Annotated in this window: 12 protein-coding genes, 1 tRNA gene and 2 pseudogenes; 9 read left to right on the forward strand and 6 right to left on the reverse strand. The window is 69.3% G+C overall.

Translation table 11 applies throughout. The annotated features are described in order from the left end of the window. Window positions 1–94 precede the first annotated feature (94 nt). The 5 genes from RWM17_RS02455 to RWM17_RS02475 all read left to right on the forward strand — a co-directional run bounded on the left by RWM17_RS02455 (window position 95) and on the right by RWM17_RS02475 (window position 4,175). Window positions 95–179: transfer RNA gene (locus tag RWM17_RS02455), tRNA-Leu, on the forward strand. A 121-nt stretch (window positions 180–300) separates the two neighbouring features. After that, window positions 301–1,188, forward strand: a complete 888-nt coding sequence (locus RWM17_RS02460; protein WP_314101022.1) for an alpha/beta hydrolase fold domain-containing protein — start codon at window positions 301–303, stop codon at window positions 1,186–1,188. A gap of 106 nt (window positions 1,189–1,294) precedes the next feature. After that, a complete protein-coding gene (locus tag RWM17_RS02465) occupies window positions 1,295–2,272 on the forward strand; it encodes an aldo/keto reductase (RefSeq protein ID WP_314101024.1) in 978 nt (325 codons plus the stop codon). 82 nt (window positions 2,273–2,354) lie between these two features. Then, a complete protein-coding gene (locus RWM17_RS02470) occupies window positions 2,355–2,600 on the forward strand; it encodes a hypothetical protein (RefSeq protein ID WP_314101026.1) in 246 nt (81 codons plus the stop codon). A 180-nt stretch (window positions 2,601–2,780) separates the two neighbouring features. Next, window positions 2,781–4,175 (forward strand): NAD(P)/FAD-dependent oxidoreductase, encoded by a 1,395-nt coding sequence (locus tag RWM17_RS02475; RefSeq protein ID WP_314101028.1) that lies wholly within the window; start codon window positions 2,781–2,783, stop codon window positions 4,173–4,175. A gap of 276 nt (window positions 4,176–4,451) precedes the next feature. On the opposite strand, the pseudogene RWM17_RS02480 reads toward RWM17_RS02475, so the two are convergent. The 3 genes and pseudogenes from RWM17_RS02480 to RWM17_RS02490 form a co-directional block, all read right to left on the reverse strand. Beyond that, window positions 4,452–4,769: pseudogene (locus tag RWM17_RS02480) on the reverse strand (PadR family transcriptional regulator); the annotation flags it as partial. A 768-nt stretch (window positions 4,770–5,537) separates the two neighbouring features. Next, window positions 5,538–6,176: a response regulator transcription factor gene (locus tag RWM17_RS02485; RefSeq protein WP_314101030.1), complete on the reverse strand. Its 639-nt coding sequence runs from the start codon at window positions 6,174–6,176 to the stop codon at window positions 5,538–5,540. Window positions 6,177–6,184: 8 nt separating this feature from the next. Next, the gene (locus tag RWM17_RS02490) at window positions 6,185–7,456 is read right to left on the reverse strand and encodes a histidine kinase (RefSeq protein ID WP_314101033.1); all 1,272 of its coding nucleotides are present in this window, start codon (window positions 7,454–7,456) and stop codon (window positions 6,185–6,187) included. Window positions 7,457–7,619: 163 nt separating this feature from the next. Here RWM17_RS02490 and RWM17_RS02495 point away from each other — a divergent pair, with 163 nt between their 5' ends. Together RWM17_RS02495 and RWM17_RS02500 are read left to right on the forward strand one after the other, a co-directional pair. Beyond that, entirely contained in the window at window positions 7,620–8,204 is a 585-nt protein-coding gene (locus tag RWM17_RS02495) for a small multidrug efflux protein (protein ID WP_314101035.1), read from the forward strand. Between the two features lie 368 nt (window positions 8,205–8,572). Then, window positions 8,573–8,803 carry a hypothetical protein gene (locus RWM17_RS02500; protein ID WP_314101038.1) on the forward strand — a complete coding sequence of 77 codons (231 nt, stop codon included), beginning with the start codon at window positions 8,573–8,575 and terminating at the stop codon, window positions 8,801–8,803. A gap of 139 nt (window positions 8,804–8,942) precedes the next feature. Here RWM17_RS02500 and RWM17_RS02505 read toward each other — a convergent pair whose 3' ends face one another. Further along, complete coding sequence (locus tag RWM17_RS02505; protein WP_314101040.1) at window positions 8,943–9,401, reverse strand: hypothetical protein; 459 nt, start codon at window positions 9,399–9,401, stop codon at window positions 8,943–8,945. An 870-nt stretch (window positions 9,402–10,271) separates the two neighbouring features. Here RWM17_RS02505 and RWM17_RS02510 point away from each other — a divergent pair. After that, window positions 10,272–10,646: a hypothetical protein gene (locus RWM17_RS02510; RefSeq protein WP_314101042.1), complete on the forward strand. Its 375-nt coding sequence runs from the start codon at window positions 10,272–10,274 to the stop codon at window positions 10,644–10,646. Between the two features lie 328 nt (window positions 10,647–10,974). Here RWM17_RS02510 and RWM17_RS02515 read toward each other — a convergent pair. Both RWM17_RS02515 and RWM17_RS02520 read right to left on the reverse strand, forming a co-directional pair. Beyond that, window positions 10,975–11,549, reverse strand: a pseudogene (locus RWM17_RS02515) (recombinase family protein). Window positions 11,550–11,789: 240 nt separating this feature from the next. Then, window positions 11,790–13,010 carry an MFS transporter gene (locus tag RWM17_RS02520; protein WP_314101044.1) on the reverse strand — a complete coding sequence of 407 codons (1,221 nt, stop codon included), beginning with the start codon at window positions 13,008–13,010 and terminating at the stop codon, window positions 11,790–11,792. A 79-nt stretch (window positions 13,011–13,089) separates the two neighbouring features. Between RWM17_RS02520 and RWM17_RS02525 the strand changes: the two genes are divergently transcribed. Beyond that, entirely contained in the window at window positions 13,090–14,478 is a 1,389-nt protein-coding gene (locus RWM17_RS02525; RefSeq protein ID WP_314101046.1) for an LLM class flavin-dependent oxidoreductase, read from the forward strand. The last annotated feature ends 65 nt before the right edge of the window (window positions 14,479–14,543 follow it).

Consider the following 14,543-nt stretch of genomic DNA (forward strand, 5'->3'; position numbering starts at 1 on the left):
TCCACGGTACCCGGCGACCGCCTCCTGCCCGTGGTCAGGAGTGCCTCCGCGGCCGTGCTAGTGTTTCGTGGTCGGCTTCGGCAGGCACCATCCAGTCCGGGTGGCGGAAATGGCAGACGCGCTAGCTTGAGGTGCTAGTGCCCGTATAGGGCGTGGGGGTTCAAGTCCCCCCTCGGACACCGATCGTGAGATCGAGACATTGGTTGAGACAGTGTCAGAAGAAAGGCCCCGCTCCGGCGGGGCCTTTCTTCTTGCCAACGTGTCCGTCGTCGAGCGCGACGGGAGCCGTAGGGTCGGCTCATGTCGTTCCTCATGGCCGCCACGCGCTCGCTGCTGTACCTGTTCCCCCGCACGACGCGCAGCGAGGAGAGCGTGCGGCGCGAGATGGCGAAGCGCGGCCCGGAGGCGGCGCCGTTCCCCCGGGGGCTGCACCGCGTCGCCGTCGTGACGGAGACGACCGTCGAGGGGCAGCGCGTCGTCCGGATCACTCCGCGCGGGGGAGCGACCGGGGCGCACCTGATCTGGACGTGCGGCGGGGCCTACGTGTACCCGGCGCTGCGCACCCACTGGGCCCTGCTCGCCCGGCTGGTCCGCGCCTCCGGCGTGACGGTCACAGTCCCCCTGTACGGGCTCGCGCCCCAGCACGACGTCGACGACGCGGTGCGGCTGCTCGACGCCGTGCACGACGGCCTCCGTGCCGAGGGAGCCGACGTCGTGCACCTCGGCGGCGACTCGGCCGGCGGCGCGCTCGCCCTCGCCCAGGCGATGCGGCACCGCGACACGGCCCGGCCCGCCGCCTCCTCGGTGTTGCTCGTCTCGCCCTGGCTCGACGCGACCCTGAGCGATCCCGAGGTGCCGTGGCTCGCCGACCTCGACCCCATGCTGGGACGCGACGGCCTCGTCGCCGCCGGAGCCTGGTGGGCCGGCGACCGCGACCGGCGCGACCCGCTGGTCAGTCCCCTGTTCGGCGACCTGGCGGGGCTCCCGCCCGTCTTCACCTACCAGGGCGACCGCGACCTGTTCGTCGCCGACGCGAAGGAGCTGGCCCGTCGCCTCGCCCGGGTCGACGGACGTGGCGAGCTGCGCGTCTACCGCGGGGCGTTCCACGTCTTCGTCGGCGCGCCCTGGACGAGGGAGGCGCGGCGCGCGACGGCGCACCTGGCCGGCGTGCTGCGCGGCCGGCCCTGACCTCCGGGCGTCGGCCCGCGCCTCCGTCCGGCCCGGGATCGGCCTAGTCTCGGCGGCGACGAGTGAGGGCCCGCATGAGCGCGGGCCGGACGAGAGGACGAACACCATGGAGCACACCAGACTCGGTACGAGCGGCCTGCGGGTCTCGACCGTCATCCTCGGCTGCATGAGCTTCGGCGTGCCGGGCAGGGGCACCCACGAGTGGACCCTCGACGAGGAGGCCTCGCGGCCCTTCATCCGTCGGGCCCTCGAGCAGGGCATCACGACGTTCGACACCGCCGACGTCTACAGCGACGGCACGAGCGAGGAGATCGTCGGCCGCGCGCTCGCCGACTTCGCCCGGCGGGACGAGGTCGTCATCGCGACCAAGGTCAACGGCCGGATGAACGACGGGCCGAACGGCGCCGGGCTCTCGCGGGCGCACGTCATGAGCGCCATCGACGACAGCCTGCGTCGGCTCGGGACCGACCACGTCGACCTCTATCAGATCCACCGCTGGGACCCGGAGACGCCGATCGAGGAGACGATGGAGGCGCTGCACGACGTCGTGCGCTCGGGCAAGGCCCGGTACATCGGCGCGTCGAGCATGTGGGCCTGGCAGTTCGCGAAGGCGCAGCACACGGCCGACCTCGGCGGCTGGACCCGCTTCGTCTCGATGCAGGACCAGTACAGCCTGGTGCAGCGCGAGGAGGAGCGGGAGATGCACCCGCTCTGCCTCGACCAGGGCGTCGGCGTGGTCCCCTGGTCGCCGCTCGCGCGCGGCAAGCTGACCCGCGACTGGGACGCCACGACCGCGCGCACCGAGACGGACCGCTTCGGCCAGACCCTCTACAAGCAGCAGGAGGACGGCGACCGTCGCGTCGCCGCGGCCGTGGCGGAGGTGGCGGAGGAGCGGGGCGTGTCGCGCGCCCAGGTCGCCCTCGCGTGGGTGCGCCAGCAGGAGGTCGTCTCCGCCCCGATCGTCGGCGCGACCAAGATGCAGCACCTGGACGACGCCGTCGCCTCCGCCGACCTCTGGCTGACCGACGACGAGCTCGACCGGCTCGAGACGCCCTACGTCACCCGGGAGAACGAGGGGTTCTGACCCACGGGGCGCGGCGTCCGTCTACTGTGAGCCGCACGGGCGGCGAGGACGCCGACCGCCACGACGAACACGGAGGCACCCCATGGGCACCGAGCACCACGGCACCGACGAGCAGCACGAGCACACCTCGCACAGCGAGCACCACGAGCACCACGAGGGCCACGTCGACGGCGACACGCACGTCTCGCACGACAGCACGACGTCGAGCGAGTCGGACGGCTCGTACGTCGACAGCGACATCCCGGAGGACGGCGGCACGACCGCCGGCCCCCACGACGGCGAGGCCGACGGCTCGTACACCGACTCGGACGTCCCCTCCGACCGCTGACGCAGCCAGGTCGCACTTCCCCGCACGACGCCCCGCGCCTCCTCGAGGCCGGGGCGTCGTCGTGCCTGCGGGCCACGTCGTACCCGGCCGTGGTCCTGGCCGGGCATCGCCGAGCCCGGCCCGGCGGCTCGACCCGTGCGCTGCCCGCAGAGTACGGTCGTCGCAGGGAGGAACACATCCATGACACAGCGAATCATCATCCTCGGCGGCGGTTCCGCCGGACTCACCGCCGCACTCGAGCTCCAGAAGCGCCGGCCGCCGCAGAGCGCCAGCATCACGCTGGTGGACCAGTCGCCGTACTACACGTACCAGCCGTTCCTGCCGGAGGTCGCGGGCGGGCACATCGCCCCGCGCGACGTGACCGTGCAGCTCCGGAAGGCACTGCGCAAGACGTCCGTGGTCGAGGCCGGGGTCACGGGCCTCGACTCGGCCGCGAAGAAGGTCACCGTCACCACGGCCGACGGTCGTGAGCAGGTGCTGGCCTACGACCAGCTCGTCGTCGCCCTCGGCGCCGTCACGCGCACGTTCCCGACGCCCGGCCTCGCCGAGAACGGCGTCGGCTTCAAGAGCGTGGAGGAGGCGCAGTACGTCCGCGACCGCATCCTCGGCAACATCTCCGAGGCCGCGTCGGTGACCGACGCCGCCACGCGTCGCAAGCTGCTCACCGTGGTCTTCGTCGGCGGCGGCTACACCGGCGTCGAGGCGATGGCCGAGCTGGACGACGCCGCCAAGGCGGCCGTGGACCAGTTCCCGAGCCTGTCGCGCGACGAGCTGCGGTTCGTCCTGGTCGAGGCGCTCGACCGCGTCGCGCCCGAGGTCGGCCCCGAGCTCTCGAAGTGGACCCTGGGCCACCTCCGCGGCCGCGGCATCGACGTGCGCCTCGGCACCACGATGCCCTCGTGCGTCGACGGCGACGTCGTCCTCAGCGACGGCGAGACGATCCCCGCGGGCACCATCGTCTGGACGGCGGGCGTCAAGCCCAACCCCGTGGTCGCCGACCTCGGCCTGCCGCTCGGCCCGAAGGGCCACGTCAACGTCAGCGCCACCCTGCAGGTCGAGACCGAGCAGGGCGAGAAGCTCGACGGTGTCTGGGCGCTCGGCGACGTCGCGCAGGTGCCGAACCTGCTCGCCGAGAAGCAGCCCGCCTACTACCCGCCGAACGCGCAGAACGCCGTGCGCCAGGCGGTCACCGTCGCGGACAACGTGATCGCGGCGCTCTCGGGCGCCCCGGCCTCCGAGTACCGTCACGAGTCGCTCGGCACCGTGGCGAGCTACGGCATCGGCAAGGGCGCGGGACTGCTCAAGGGCGTGTCCGTCACGAACGTGCCCGCCTGGCTCGCGCACCGCGGGTACCACTTGTACGCGATGCCCACGTTGAACCGCAAGTGGCGCATCCTCACGGGCTGGATCACGAACTTCGTCGGCGGCCGTGACCAGACGCCGCTCGTCGGCCTGAAGGACCCGCGTGCCGGGTTCCTCAAGGTGACGCCGGTCGTCCAGCCGAAGTCGGACCCCGCGACCGAGGCCAAGAGCGCGGCGAAGCCCGCGACGAAGACCGGCGCCGCGAAGAAGTAGCGCGAGCGTCCGATCGAAGGAGGCGCGTCCCGGGTGACCGGGGCGCGCCTCCTTCGTCGCTGTCCGGGCCCCTGACCCGCCTCGACGCACCCGGCCTGGCGGCCTCACCGTGCCGGTGCACTCCCCTCGTTCAGCGGGGAACGCGTGCGTCAGGGCGACCTGGTCGGCGTCGCCGTGGTGCGGTTCTCGTGCGCCTTCCCGCGCTTCTTGTCGCCGATGAGCTCGGTGGTGAGGTCGGAGATCCTGTCCGTTCGTGAGGTCGGTGAGGTCGGTTCGGTCCTTGAGGTGCTGGAGGCGGTCGGCGAGGAACGTCCAGGCCGTCCAGGAGTCGTCGAGCTGGTCGCGGCCAGCGGCCTTCGGGGTGAACACCTTGCGCGGCGGCCCCTTCCCGGACGGGACCTTCTCGACGTCGACGAAGCCGCGCTGGTCGATGCGCACGAGGAGCGCGTACACAGTGCCCTCTGCGATGTCGACGAAGCCCTGCTCGCGGAGCCACGTCGTGATCTCGTACCCGTGAGCCGGGTGGTCGACGAGCGGCTGGAGGACGATGCCCTCCAGGGTGCCCTTGAGCATCGCGATCTCTTGCCTGGGCATGACGACACCTCCGCGTTTGCCACTCAGCGTCGCTGGGTACTGGTACCTAGCAAGGCTGGCTAGCGAGAGGTCAACGCCGTGCTGGTCGCTCAGCCACCTCGCGAGGTCAGGCCGGGATGAATCTCGGTGAAGGATCGGCTATCGGGCCTCCGGAGGGAAGTCACTGGCTGCGATCTCCGCTTGCGGTTCGCCACGAGGTCGATAGCTTGGAACGATGCTGGGAAACCTCACGGGATGGCACATCGCAGTCATCGTCGGCGTCATCGTCATGGCCCTCGCGGCGATCTGTCTCTTCGCTTGGCTCGTCGCCTTCTTCTCGCGAAGATCGTCTCGCCGCAGATGAACCAGGTCCCGGCTCAGTGGCAGATCGCCTACTGGACGGGGTCAGTCGAGCACGTTTCGTGTACGCAGATGTGCGCCGCACAACCTGCGTGGCTCAGCGTCGAGAGGAGCACCATGTCCGAACCGTGCCCGTCACAGAAGAACTGGTACGCCGTCCTGTTCTTCAACATCGCAGCTGCCGCCGGCACGATCATCGACATTGTCCTCAACTTCTGGGGGCCAGCGCGCGTGCATGGCAGCGCGACCCCTCCCCGGCGTAAGCCTCGCCGAAACCTCCGCATGAACACACCGCAGCGGACGAGTAGCACCGAGAACACTGGGTCCCGCTGACGGATCCGCTATCGGGCGGGCGACATGGGCTCTACGACACGAAATTCACGATAATAGGGGAACGTCAAGTTGCGTGGGCATCGTTCGGCGTCACGGCTAGATCCATCCTCGCTCGAGAGCCATCAGTACTGCCTGCTGCCGAGTCGACACGGACAGCTTCGTGAGGACGGCCGAGACGTGGTTGCGCACGGTGCCGGGCGCGAGAGAGAGCTCGCGAGCGATCTGAGCGGTCGTCTGGCCCTGACGGCCGACCCTCAGCACGTCCCGTTCGCGATCGGTGAGGGGGCATCGTTCGTCGCTCAGCGCGTCGGCCGCGATCTCGGGGTCCACGTAGCGTGCTCCCGCGGCGACCCGGCGGATGACTTCTGCGACTTCCTTCGCGTCGCGGCTCTTCGGCAGGAAGCCAGCTACTCCCGCGGTGAGTGCGCGGCGGAGCACGCCGGGGCGGGCGTGTCGGGTGACGACCACGCAGCGAGCGGTGATGGTGCGTCGGAGCCGCTCGGCGACCTGGACTCCGTCGAGGCCGGGCATCTCGAGATCGAGCAAGCAGATGTCCGGGTGCAGGCGTTCTGCCGCGGCGACGGCTTGTTCGCCGTCGGAGCACTCGGCGATGACCTCGATGTCGCCCTCGAGGCGCAACAGGGCGGCCAGCGCCGAGCGGATCATCGCTTCGTCGTCGGCGAGGAGGACCCGGATGGGCCGGGAGATTCCCGCCACAGTGACGTCAGAAGTCATGTCGATGCTCATCGGAGCCCGCCCGCGTCGGCATCTGCGGGAACCGTCACGATCACGATGAAGTCGTCCTCCCCCGCGAGGACTTCCATCGATCCGCCGACATCTCCCGCGCGCCTGGCCGTGCCCTCGAGCCCGGTGCCCTGCCGCATGCGCTCAGGAGGTGCCTCAGCGCCACCGAGTGACGGTGCCGTCACGGGAGGCAGGGGTGCGGGGACGTCGTTGCTGATCTCGTACCGCCACCCGTCGTCGAGCCTCGTGAGGGCCAGGCGGGCGCGCCTTCCCCCGCCGTGTCGGAGGACGTTGGTGGTCGTCTCCCGGATGACGGGTCCGAAGACCGAGGCCGGGGCCGTGTCGGCATCGACGTCGATGACCGCCTCGACTGTGAGGCCGGCGGCGCGCAGCAGGTCACGAGCGTTGGCGAGTTCGTCGGGAAGGGGGACGGTGCGGAACCGGGTCGCGAGATCGCGGGTACCCTGCCGGGCCTCGTCGACGCTGAGGCGTGCGGCTCTCAGCTGCCCCAGGGCCGCGTCGCGGTCGTCCGGAAGCAGTCTCTCGGCGAGTTCGAGCTGCAGGGCGATGACCTGCAGGTGGTGTCCCTGGAGATCGTGGACGTCGGTGGCGACGGCGAGTCGCTCTTGGGTCGCGGCGAGCCGAGCCTCGGAGACGCGAGCACGGTCGAGTGTGATCAGCACGTCCCACCACCACAGGGACAGCACCGTCGTCAGAGGCAGCAGAACCGAGAAGACACCTGCGACGTACGGGTCTTCCTGAGCTGACAGGGGTGGTTCGGAGAAGGCCGTGTTGACGTCGACGACCAACACGCCCGCCAACAGGGCCGTGACGGCCAACACGATGCGTGCCCGCACGAATCGGGGCCAATGGAGGAGCTGCAGGGACTGGGCGAGAGGCAGGATCAGCAGCACCCAGAGTCCGGACAGCCACCACCCCGTGACGCCGTAGGCGGCGGCGACGACCAGGGGCACGAGGGCGCTGCGCCGGTCGAGAGTCGAGGCGTCTGCTCCGCCGTGCCGATAGGCGCGCAGAAGAGGAGCCGTGGAGAGCACCCAGACGAGACCGCCGACCAGGACGGCGAGGACGGTACCTCGGTCGAGGCGCGCCTGCAGGAGCGTCGCGGCCCAGACCAGCACGACGGTCAGTTCGAAGAGCACGAGCGCAACCACGGTGTACCACCAGGTCGCAGTGACGGCACGTGCCGTACTTCCGACGACCGGCGGGGACGATGCTGCCTCGACGGTGCGGGCATCGGCCTTGGCGGTCATGGCCCCACCCTAGGTCCGTGACAGAAGTCACGGGTCTGACGGGTACATCACCCCCACCCCGGTGACGGCCTGACACTGCCGGTGAAATCGCCCCTGCTGTGGACTGGTCACCACAGCGGAGAGGTCGACCAGGCCCCTCCCGAGACCGACAGGAGCGACCGTCATGGACCTGATCACACGATTCCAGGAGCTGGTGGCGCAGATGCCCGAGATCCTGCAGCCTCTCATCGTGGCCCTCGCCGGCGCGGTCCCGTTCATCGAGGGCGAGGGCGCCGCAGCCATCGGCATCGTCGGCGGCCTGCACCCCGCCGTCGCCATCACTGCTGGCGCCATCGGCAACTTCTTGTGCGTCTTCGTGCTGGTGACGACCAGCTCGAGAGCGCGGTCGGCCGTCGTCGCACGGCGCCGCCGGGCGGCGGCGAGCCGGCGCGAGGCCGTCGTCGGGGTCCCCACCGGAGGAGGATCCGCACTGGCCGCGGCAGAACTGACCGCCGAGTCCGACGAAGTCGACGAGAGCGGCAGGAAGTCAGCCCGCAAGGCGAAGTTCCAGAACGCGCTCGTCCGCTACGGCGTTCCCGGCGTGAGCCTGCTCGGCCCCCTTCTCCTGCCGACCCAATTCACCGCCACCATGCTCGCGAGCTCCGGCGTGAGCAAGGCGCGGGTGCTGTTCTGGCAGGGACTCGCCATCGTCGGATGGTCCACCCTGATCGGCGTTGTCGTCGGAGGCGCCACGCACGCCGTCGCCTGACGTGGCAGGACTCCACCATCGGGAGAACATCCACCCGAGGGACTGCAACGCGAGAGTCCGGCGGGTGGCCGATCCTCTACCGGACGCCGTGATGGTGCGTGGGCAGCGTCCGCATTCTCGTTCTCCCGATCCAGCTCCTCATGGTGCGGCGCCTCTCTTCCTGCCGCGCACAAACTCGAGGTCACCTACTCGGCGATCGCCCAGACCCGACTGAGAAGGATCTCCGACCAACGGTTGATCACAGGACGCCCGCAGGATCCCTACGCTCAGATCGTGAGAACAGCTCCGGTACCGCTCATGTCCGCGAAGCTCATCTCGTTGCCCGCCTCGCTGACACCCGTGGTGATCGACGGTCGACGGGTTGACGCATGACCATCGGCCTCCGACGTCTGTGCTTCGTGGCCGGTATCGCTCTGATCGTTGCCGGCTCGGCCGCTTACGCGGCGCGTCCCTGGCTGCAACTCAACGTCCCATTCATGGACGAGCACCGCGGCCTCTTCCTTCTCGGGTGGGCTTTCATCGTGTCAGGCGTTTCACTGGTCGTGTATTCCCGCACCCGGCCAGAGGACAGCGAGGACGCGGATCCCCCGAGCGTGTGACAAGCAAATTTTCCTGACGCCCCGATGACGATCGTCTATCGGACAGGACCGCGACGAGGAGTGAGCAAGGGCCGAGAACCTCCCCGACGGTTCAAGACGCTCCAAGCCTCTTTCTGCAGGTCCGCTCCGGCATCCGTCGTCAGAGTTCTGTCATGTCGTCTTCAACGACATGGCCCGAGTAGCTCCGCAGGCGACCGACAATCTCGTCTCGCCGATCACGGAATGCAAGCGGCATCACACGTGACCAATCTGGTTCCGCTGGCACGTATAGGACACGGGAACCGCCTCCCCAGGCAGCTACGAACGTGTGGGCCTCGAGGCCCTCCCGGTACTGGATGGCTTCCTTGCCAACGATTCGGATATCGAAACCCTGCCGCGGTCCGCTTCGCCGGCGCAATTGCCTTCGCGCTCTCAGGAGAAGAACGAGGATGCGGAGGATGATCCCGAGCCCCATTGCAACGATGATGCTTCCGGCAAAAGATGAATCGCCCAGAACGGGGATCGTCTCGAATGGCAGGAGGAGAATCGCGCTCCCGACCAGGACGAGTACGACTGCGGCAAAGAACCATCTGCGCTCTTCCAGGGGCAGGGGCTTCATGCCAACAGTGTGCGGCACGAATGCGCAGCAGGCGGTCCGATGGCCGATCGGCTATCGGGACGCTTGCGATCACTTCGTTTGCAGGCATGCTTGTCGGCACTACGCGCCGTCCTGCCACCCATCTCACTCGAGCAGGGAACCCCAGGTGACGTCACCGTGGAGAAAGACGACGCGCGTTCCTTCCATGGCCCAGACGTCTGCCCATGTCGGAGTCCCTTGCCTCCTCATGAAGACGGGCGCAGCTGCGGCGGCCGCCGCACTGACGTCGATTGGACTCGGCCAGGCGGGCGTGCATCCACCGCCACCGCATCCACACCCCTCGAACGCCACGGTGGCACCACGCCGAACAAGCGTCCGAACCTCCGCCGCATCGACATCCGCGGCCGCTTTCTCGAGTCGACCACCGTCCGGGGTGAAGAACTGTCCAGCGAGGTTGAACGTCCCCGGCCGCACCGCAAAACGGCCCTTCGTCACAGCTCTCCTCGTGACGCCAGACGTCGGATTGTCCGGGGACGGTCGGCTTGCTCGCTTCGACATGGGCCCATCATGCCTTTTGTCGACGAGGGTCAGCGTCGGCGACGAGGACCGCGAGAGACCTGGCACAGTTCGGAGTCGTTACTCGCGCGCGCATGGCTCTTCGTTAAGCCATCGACAATCGAAACGGTGGCATCTAATTCCGGCCCACAGTTCATCCGGGGAAGCGCACTGTCAGCGCCCGATCAGGGATCGACCCGTCTAACGGGACATCCACTTCGATCTCTTCGTCTGTCCGGAAAGCTCATAGCGACATGACGTGTGCACACCCCGCTCACACGAAAGACCACCGAGAGCGCGCAAGGATCACGAACGGGATAGCCGTAGGATTTCGCCATGTCTGCCTTTTGGCGCGGTCTCCGCCAGTTTGTGCGTCAGCGCCCGGAAGTAGACGAGCGCGTCCCTGAACTCTCTCGATGGGATTCTCGCGGCATCGTGGGAACCATAGGCATAGGCGAGAATGCAGGGCTCAAAGTCCTCGCGCTAAAAGAGGTAAATGGTGCAGGGAAATACGTGAGCTACCTCCTCGAGCTGCCTTTCGCATTCATTGAAAACCCCGACTCCTCAATTCGCATGGAGAACGGCATCTTCGATGACAACGTCCCCGGTGAGTCGGGGGGGCTTATCGATGAGCTGACGAGAGCGTTTGATGTCACATGGTCATGCTCATCGGCGGACGTCGACGCCTACTTTCGAGATCTGGACCGGTGAGACCCGATTGGCGGGGAATCACTCCACTTCCCTCTGGACCTAGGTCATCAGGCTGAAGCAACACCCCCGTGGTTGCCCGCGAAAACGAATCGTTTAGTCGACGGCTACTGGCCTGCTAGAGATTCCCCACAACAGCCTCCAAGAAACGCAGGACGGGGCGGGCCAGCCATCGCCAGAGCCAGAGCAGCGGCCGAGGCCACCAGTCGGGCGCCCCACTATTGGCGCGGTCCCGGCGCCGCCGGGCGCGCTCGGCACGCGTCCGGGGCTGCGGTCCACGGCGCGCGCGGCCTCTAGGGCGTTCCGGTAGGGGCCGCTCCGACTCCGACATCTACGCTTGCTCGGCTCTCTGGATGGCCCGGTAGACAGTTGAGCGTGCGACGCCGAAGAGCTCCGCGATCTCGCTCGTGGTGTGCTCGCCGGTGCGGTGCAGCTGGACGAGGTGCTTCTCCTGCGAGGCGGTGAGCTTGGGCTTTCGGCCGCGGAGTTTGCCTGCGGCCTTCGCGATCGCCATGCCCTCCCGGGTGCGAGCACGGATCAGGTCCGCCTCGAACTCGGCCACCATCCCGAGGACGTTGAACAGCAGCCGGCCGACCGGGTCGGTGGGGTCGTGGACCGCTCCCCCGAGGTTCAGGGCCACGCCCTTCTTCGTCAGCTCGTCCGCGATGTCGGTCGCGTCCCGCAGCGACCGGGCGAGACGGTCGAGCTTCGTGACGACTAGGACGTCACCGGCACGGCACGGCACGCAGCCAGCGCCTCCCGGAGGCCCGGCCGGGCTCGAGTCGTGCTTGACAAGCCGTGGTCAACATGCACGTGTCGATCATCAACACCGAGTGCTGCAAGACCGTCACGTTGTGCTGCGAGATCTTGTCCAGAGGTCGAGACACGGGCGCATCCGATGAGCATTCGACGACTGTAGCGTTTAGACCCCCATCACCGGGCATTTTTGCGCGACAGGCATACGCGAATCCGCAGGCCAGGCGCCACTTGGCCTCAGCCGGCCGAGATGGGCTCGAGAAAGTGTCCCGATGAACGACCCTCAAGCGCGATCGCGCATCCTCACCGCGTCCGCGAGATGTCGGACTCGGCGGCTGAAGCTGCCAGGCCAGCCGGCGCTTCGACCCCGCGCTCCGGCTATTACTTCGGCTACGGCTGCGGCACCGGCACGCCGCGCGGCAGCCGGATCGCGACGACCGCGCTGACCGCGAGCAGCGCCGCCGCCGTGCCGAAGGCCACCTCGAACGAGGCGACGTCGACGAGCAGCCCCGCGACCAAGGGCCCCGCGATCGCCCCGACGTCCGAGCACATCGAGAAGATCGCCACCGGGCGACCGCCCCGAGCGCCCGCCGCGTCGCCGACCAGGGCGGCCGGGGCCGTGCCCATGAACGCCGTCGCGACGCCGTAGACGGCCAGCAGCGCGCCGAGGGTCACGAGTCCGGGGGCGAACGGGACGGCAGCCAACGACACAGCAGCCACCGCGAACGAGCCGATCACGGCGGGTCGCCGCCCCACGGTGTCGACGAAGCGGGACGCCGGCGCGAGGGCGAGCGTCTGCGCCACGGCGGCGACAGCAAAGAGGACGCCCGTCCACGAGGTGGGCTGGAGCAGCACCTCGACGACCAGGACCGGCACCAGCGCGCTGCGGACGCCGAGGGACGACCAGCCCTGCGCGAAACTCGCGACGCACGCCGCCCGGAACCGCACGTCGCGCAGCACGTCCGCCAGGGGCCGCGCCGGCTCGATCGCGGCGGCGGTCGCCGCGTCTCCTCGGCGAGGGGGGCTGAGGAGGAGGATGCCGACGATGCCCGCGACCGCGAGCGTGCCCGCGTAGAAGAAGAACGGCGCGGTGAGCGAGACGGTCGCGAGGAGGCCGCCGAGCGCCGGCCCGGCCATGCCCCCGACGAGGAAGCCGCCCTGGTAGAAGCCGATCGACCGGGCGCGGCGGTCCGGGGTCGTCGAGGCGAGCAGCAGCGTCATCGCCGAGATCGTGAACATCGCCGAGCCGATGCCGCCGACCCCGCGCAGCAGCAGCAGCTGCACGTAGTCGTGCGCGAGCCCCGCGAGGCCGCTCGACACGGCCACGATGCCGATGCCGACCGAGAGCACGACGCGCTCACCCGCGACGTCGATCATGCGCCCGACGAACGGGCTCGCCACGAGGCGCATCAGGGCGAAGGCCGAGAGGACCGCGCCGACGGCGACGTAGCCGACGCCGAAGCTCGCCGCGTAGACGGGGAGCACGGGCACGACGACCCCGAAGCCGACCATGACGAAGAAGGCGATGACGCCCAGGACGACGACGTCCCGTCCGAGCCGTGCACGAGGAGGGCGGGGCGAGTCTCGGCGGGTCGGGGCGGGGCGGGTCACCGACCAAGACTAGGCGTCGCGTGTGACGCCGTGTTGCAGGCCCGTGGCGCCCGCGACGGTGCACGACGACGATGGCCCGATGACTCGACGCATCCGGTTCAACGCCTTCGACATGAACTGCGTGGGGCACCAGTCCCCCGGTCTCTGGCGGCACCCCGACGACCGCTCGCCCGACTACACGAAGCTGAGCTACTGGACGTCCCTCGCGCGCCTCCTCGAGGCCGGTCGCTTCGACGGCCTCTTCATCGCGGACGTGCTCGGCACCTACGACGTCTACGGCGGCAACCACGACGCGGCCCTCCGCAACGGCACCCAGACGCCGGTCGGCGACCCGATCCTGCTCGTCTCGGCCATGGCGGCGGCGACCGAGCACCTCGGCTTCGGGATCACGGCCGGCACCGCCTACGAGCACCCCGTGCCGTTCGCGCGGCGCATGTCGACTCTCGACCACCTCACCGACGGCCGTGTGGGCTGGAACGTCGTCACCGGCTACCTCCCCAGCGCCGCCCGCAACATGGGAGCCGACGACCAGCTCGACCACGACGACCGCTACGACCAGGCCGACGAGTACCTCGAGGTGCTGTACAAGCTGTGGGAGGGCTCGTGGGAGGACGACGCCGTCGTCCGGGACCGCGAGACCGGCGTCTTCACCGACCCGACGAAGGTGCACGAGATCGGGCACGAGGGCACCTGGTACAAGGTGCCGGGCATCCACGTCTCCGAGCCGAGCCCGCAGCGGACGCCGGTGATCTACCAGGCGGGGGCCTCGCCGCGCGGCATCCGCTTCGCCGCCGGCAACGCCGAGTCGATCTTCGTCGCCGCCCCCACGAAGGAGCGCCTGGCCGCGACCGTCACGAAGCTGCGCGACGCCCTGGAGGAGGCGGGCCGCGACCGGTACTCGGCCCGCATCTACACGCTGCTGACGATCATCACCGACGCGACGCCCGAGGCCGCGGAGGCGAAGCACCGGGAGTACCAGCGCTACGCCTCGCACGAGGGCGCGCTGACCCTGATGTCGGGCTGGATGGGCGTCGACCTGTCGACGTACTCGCTCGACGACCCGGTGGGCGACGTGGAGAGCAACGCGATCCAGTCGGCGCTGGCGAACTTCCAGGCGCAGGAGGGCGACAGCGGCAAGGAGTGGACGATCCGCGACATCGCGGAGGCGGCCGGCATCGGGGGTCTCGGCCCGCGCATCGTCGGGTCGGGCGAGCAGATCGCCGACCAGCTGCAGGAGTGGGTCGCCGAGACGGACGTGGACGGGTTCAACCTCGCCTACGCCATCACCCCCGGCACCTTCGAGGACATCGTCGAGCACGTCGTCCCCGTGCTGCAGGCTCGCGGCGTGTACCCGACCGAGTACGAGCCGGGCACCCTCCGCCAGAAGCTCTTCGGCCGGGGCGACCGGCTGCCGGACGAGCACCACGGAGCCCGTCACAAGGCGTCCGCGCGGGTGGCCTCGGCCTGACGGGGAGTCCGCAGGAGGCGCGGTGCAGGCATGTCCTGCACCGCGCCTCCTGCGCGTGTCCGTGC

The sequence above is a fragment of the uncultured Frigoribacterium sp. genome, assembly GCF_963515265.1.
In the GTDB taxonomy this organism is placed as follows: domain Bacteria; phylum Actinomycetota; class Actinomycetes; order Actinomycetales; family Microbacteriaceae; genus Frigoribacterium.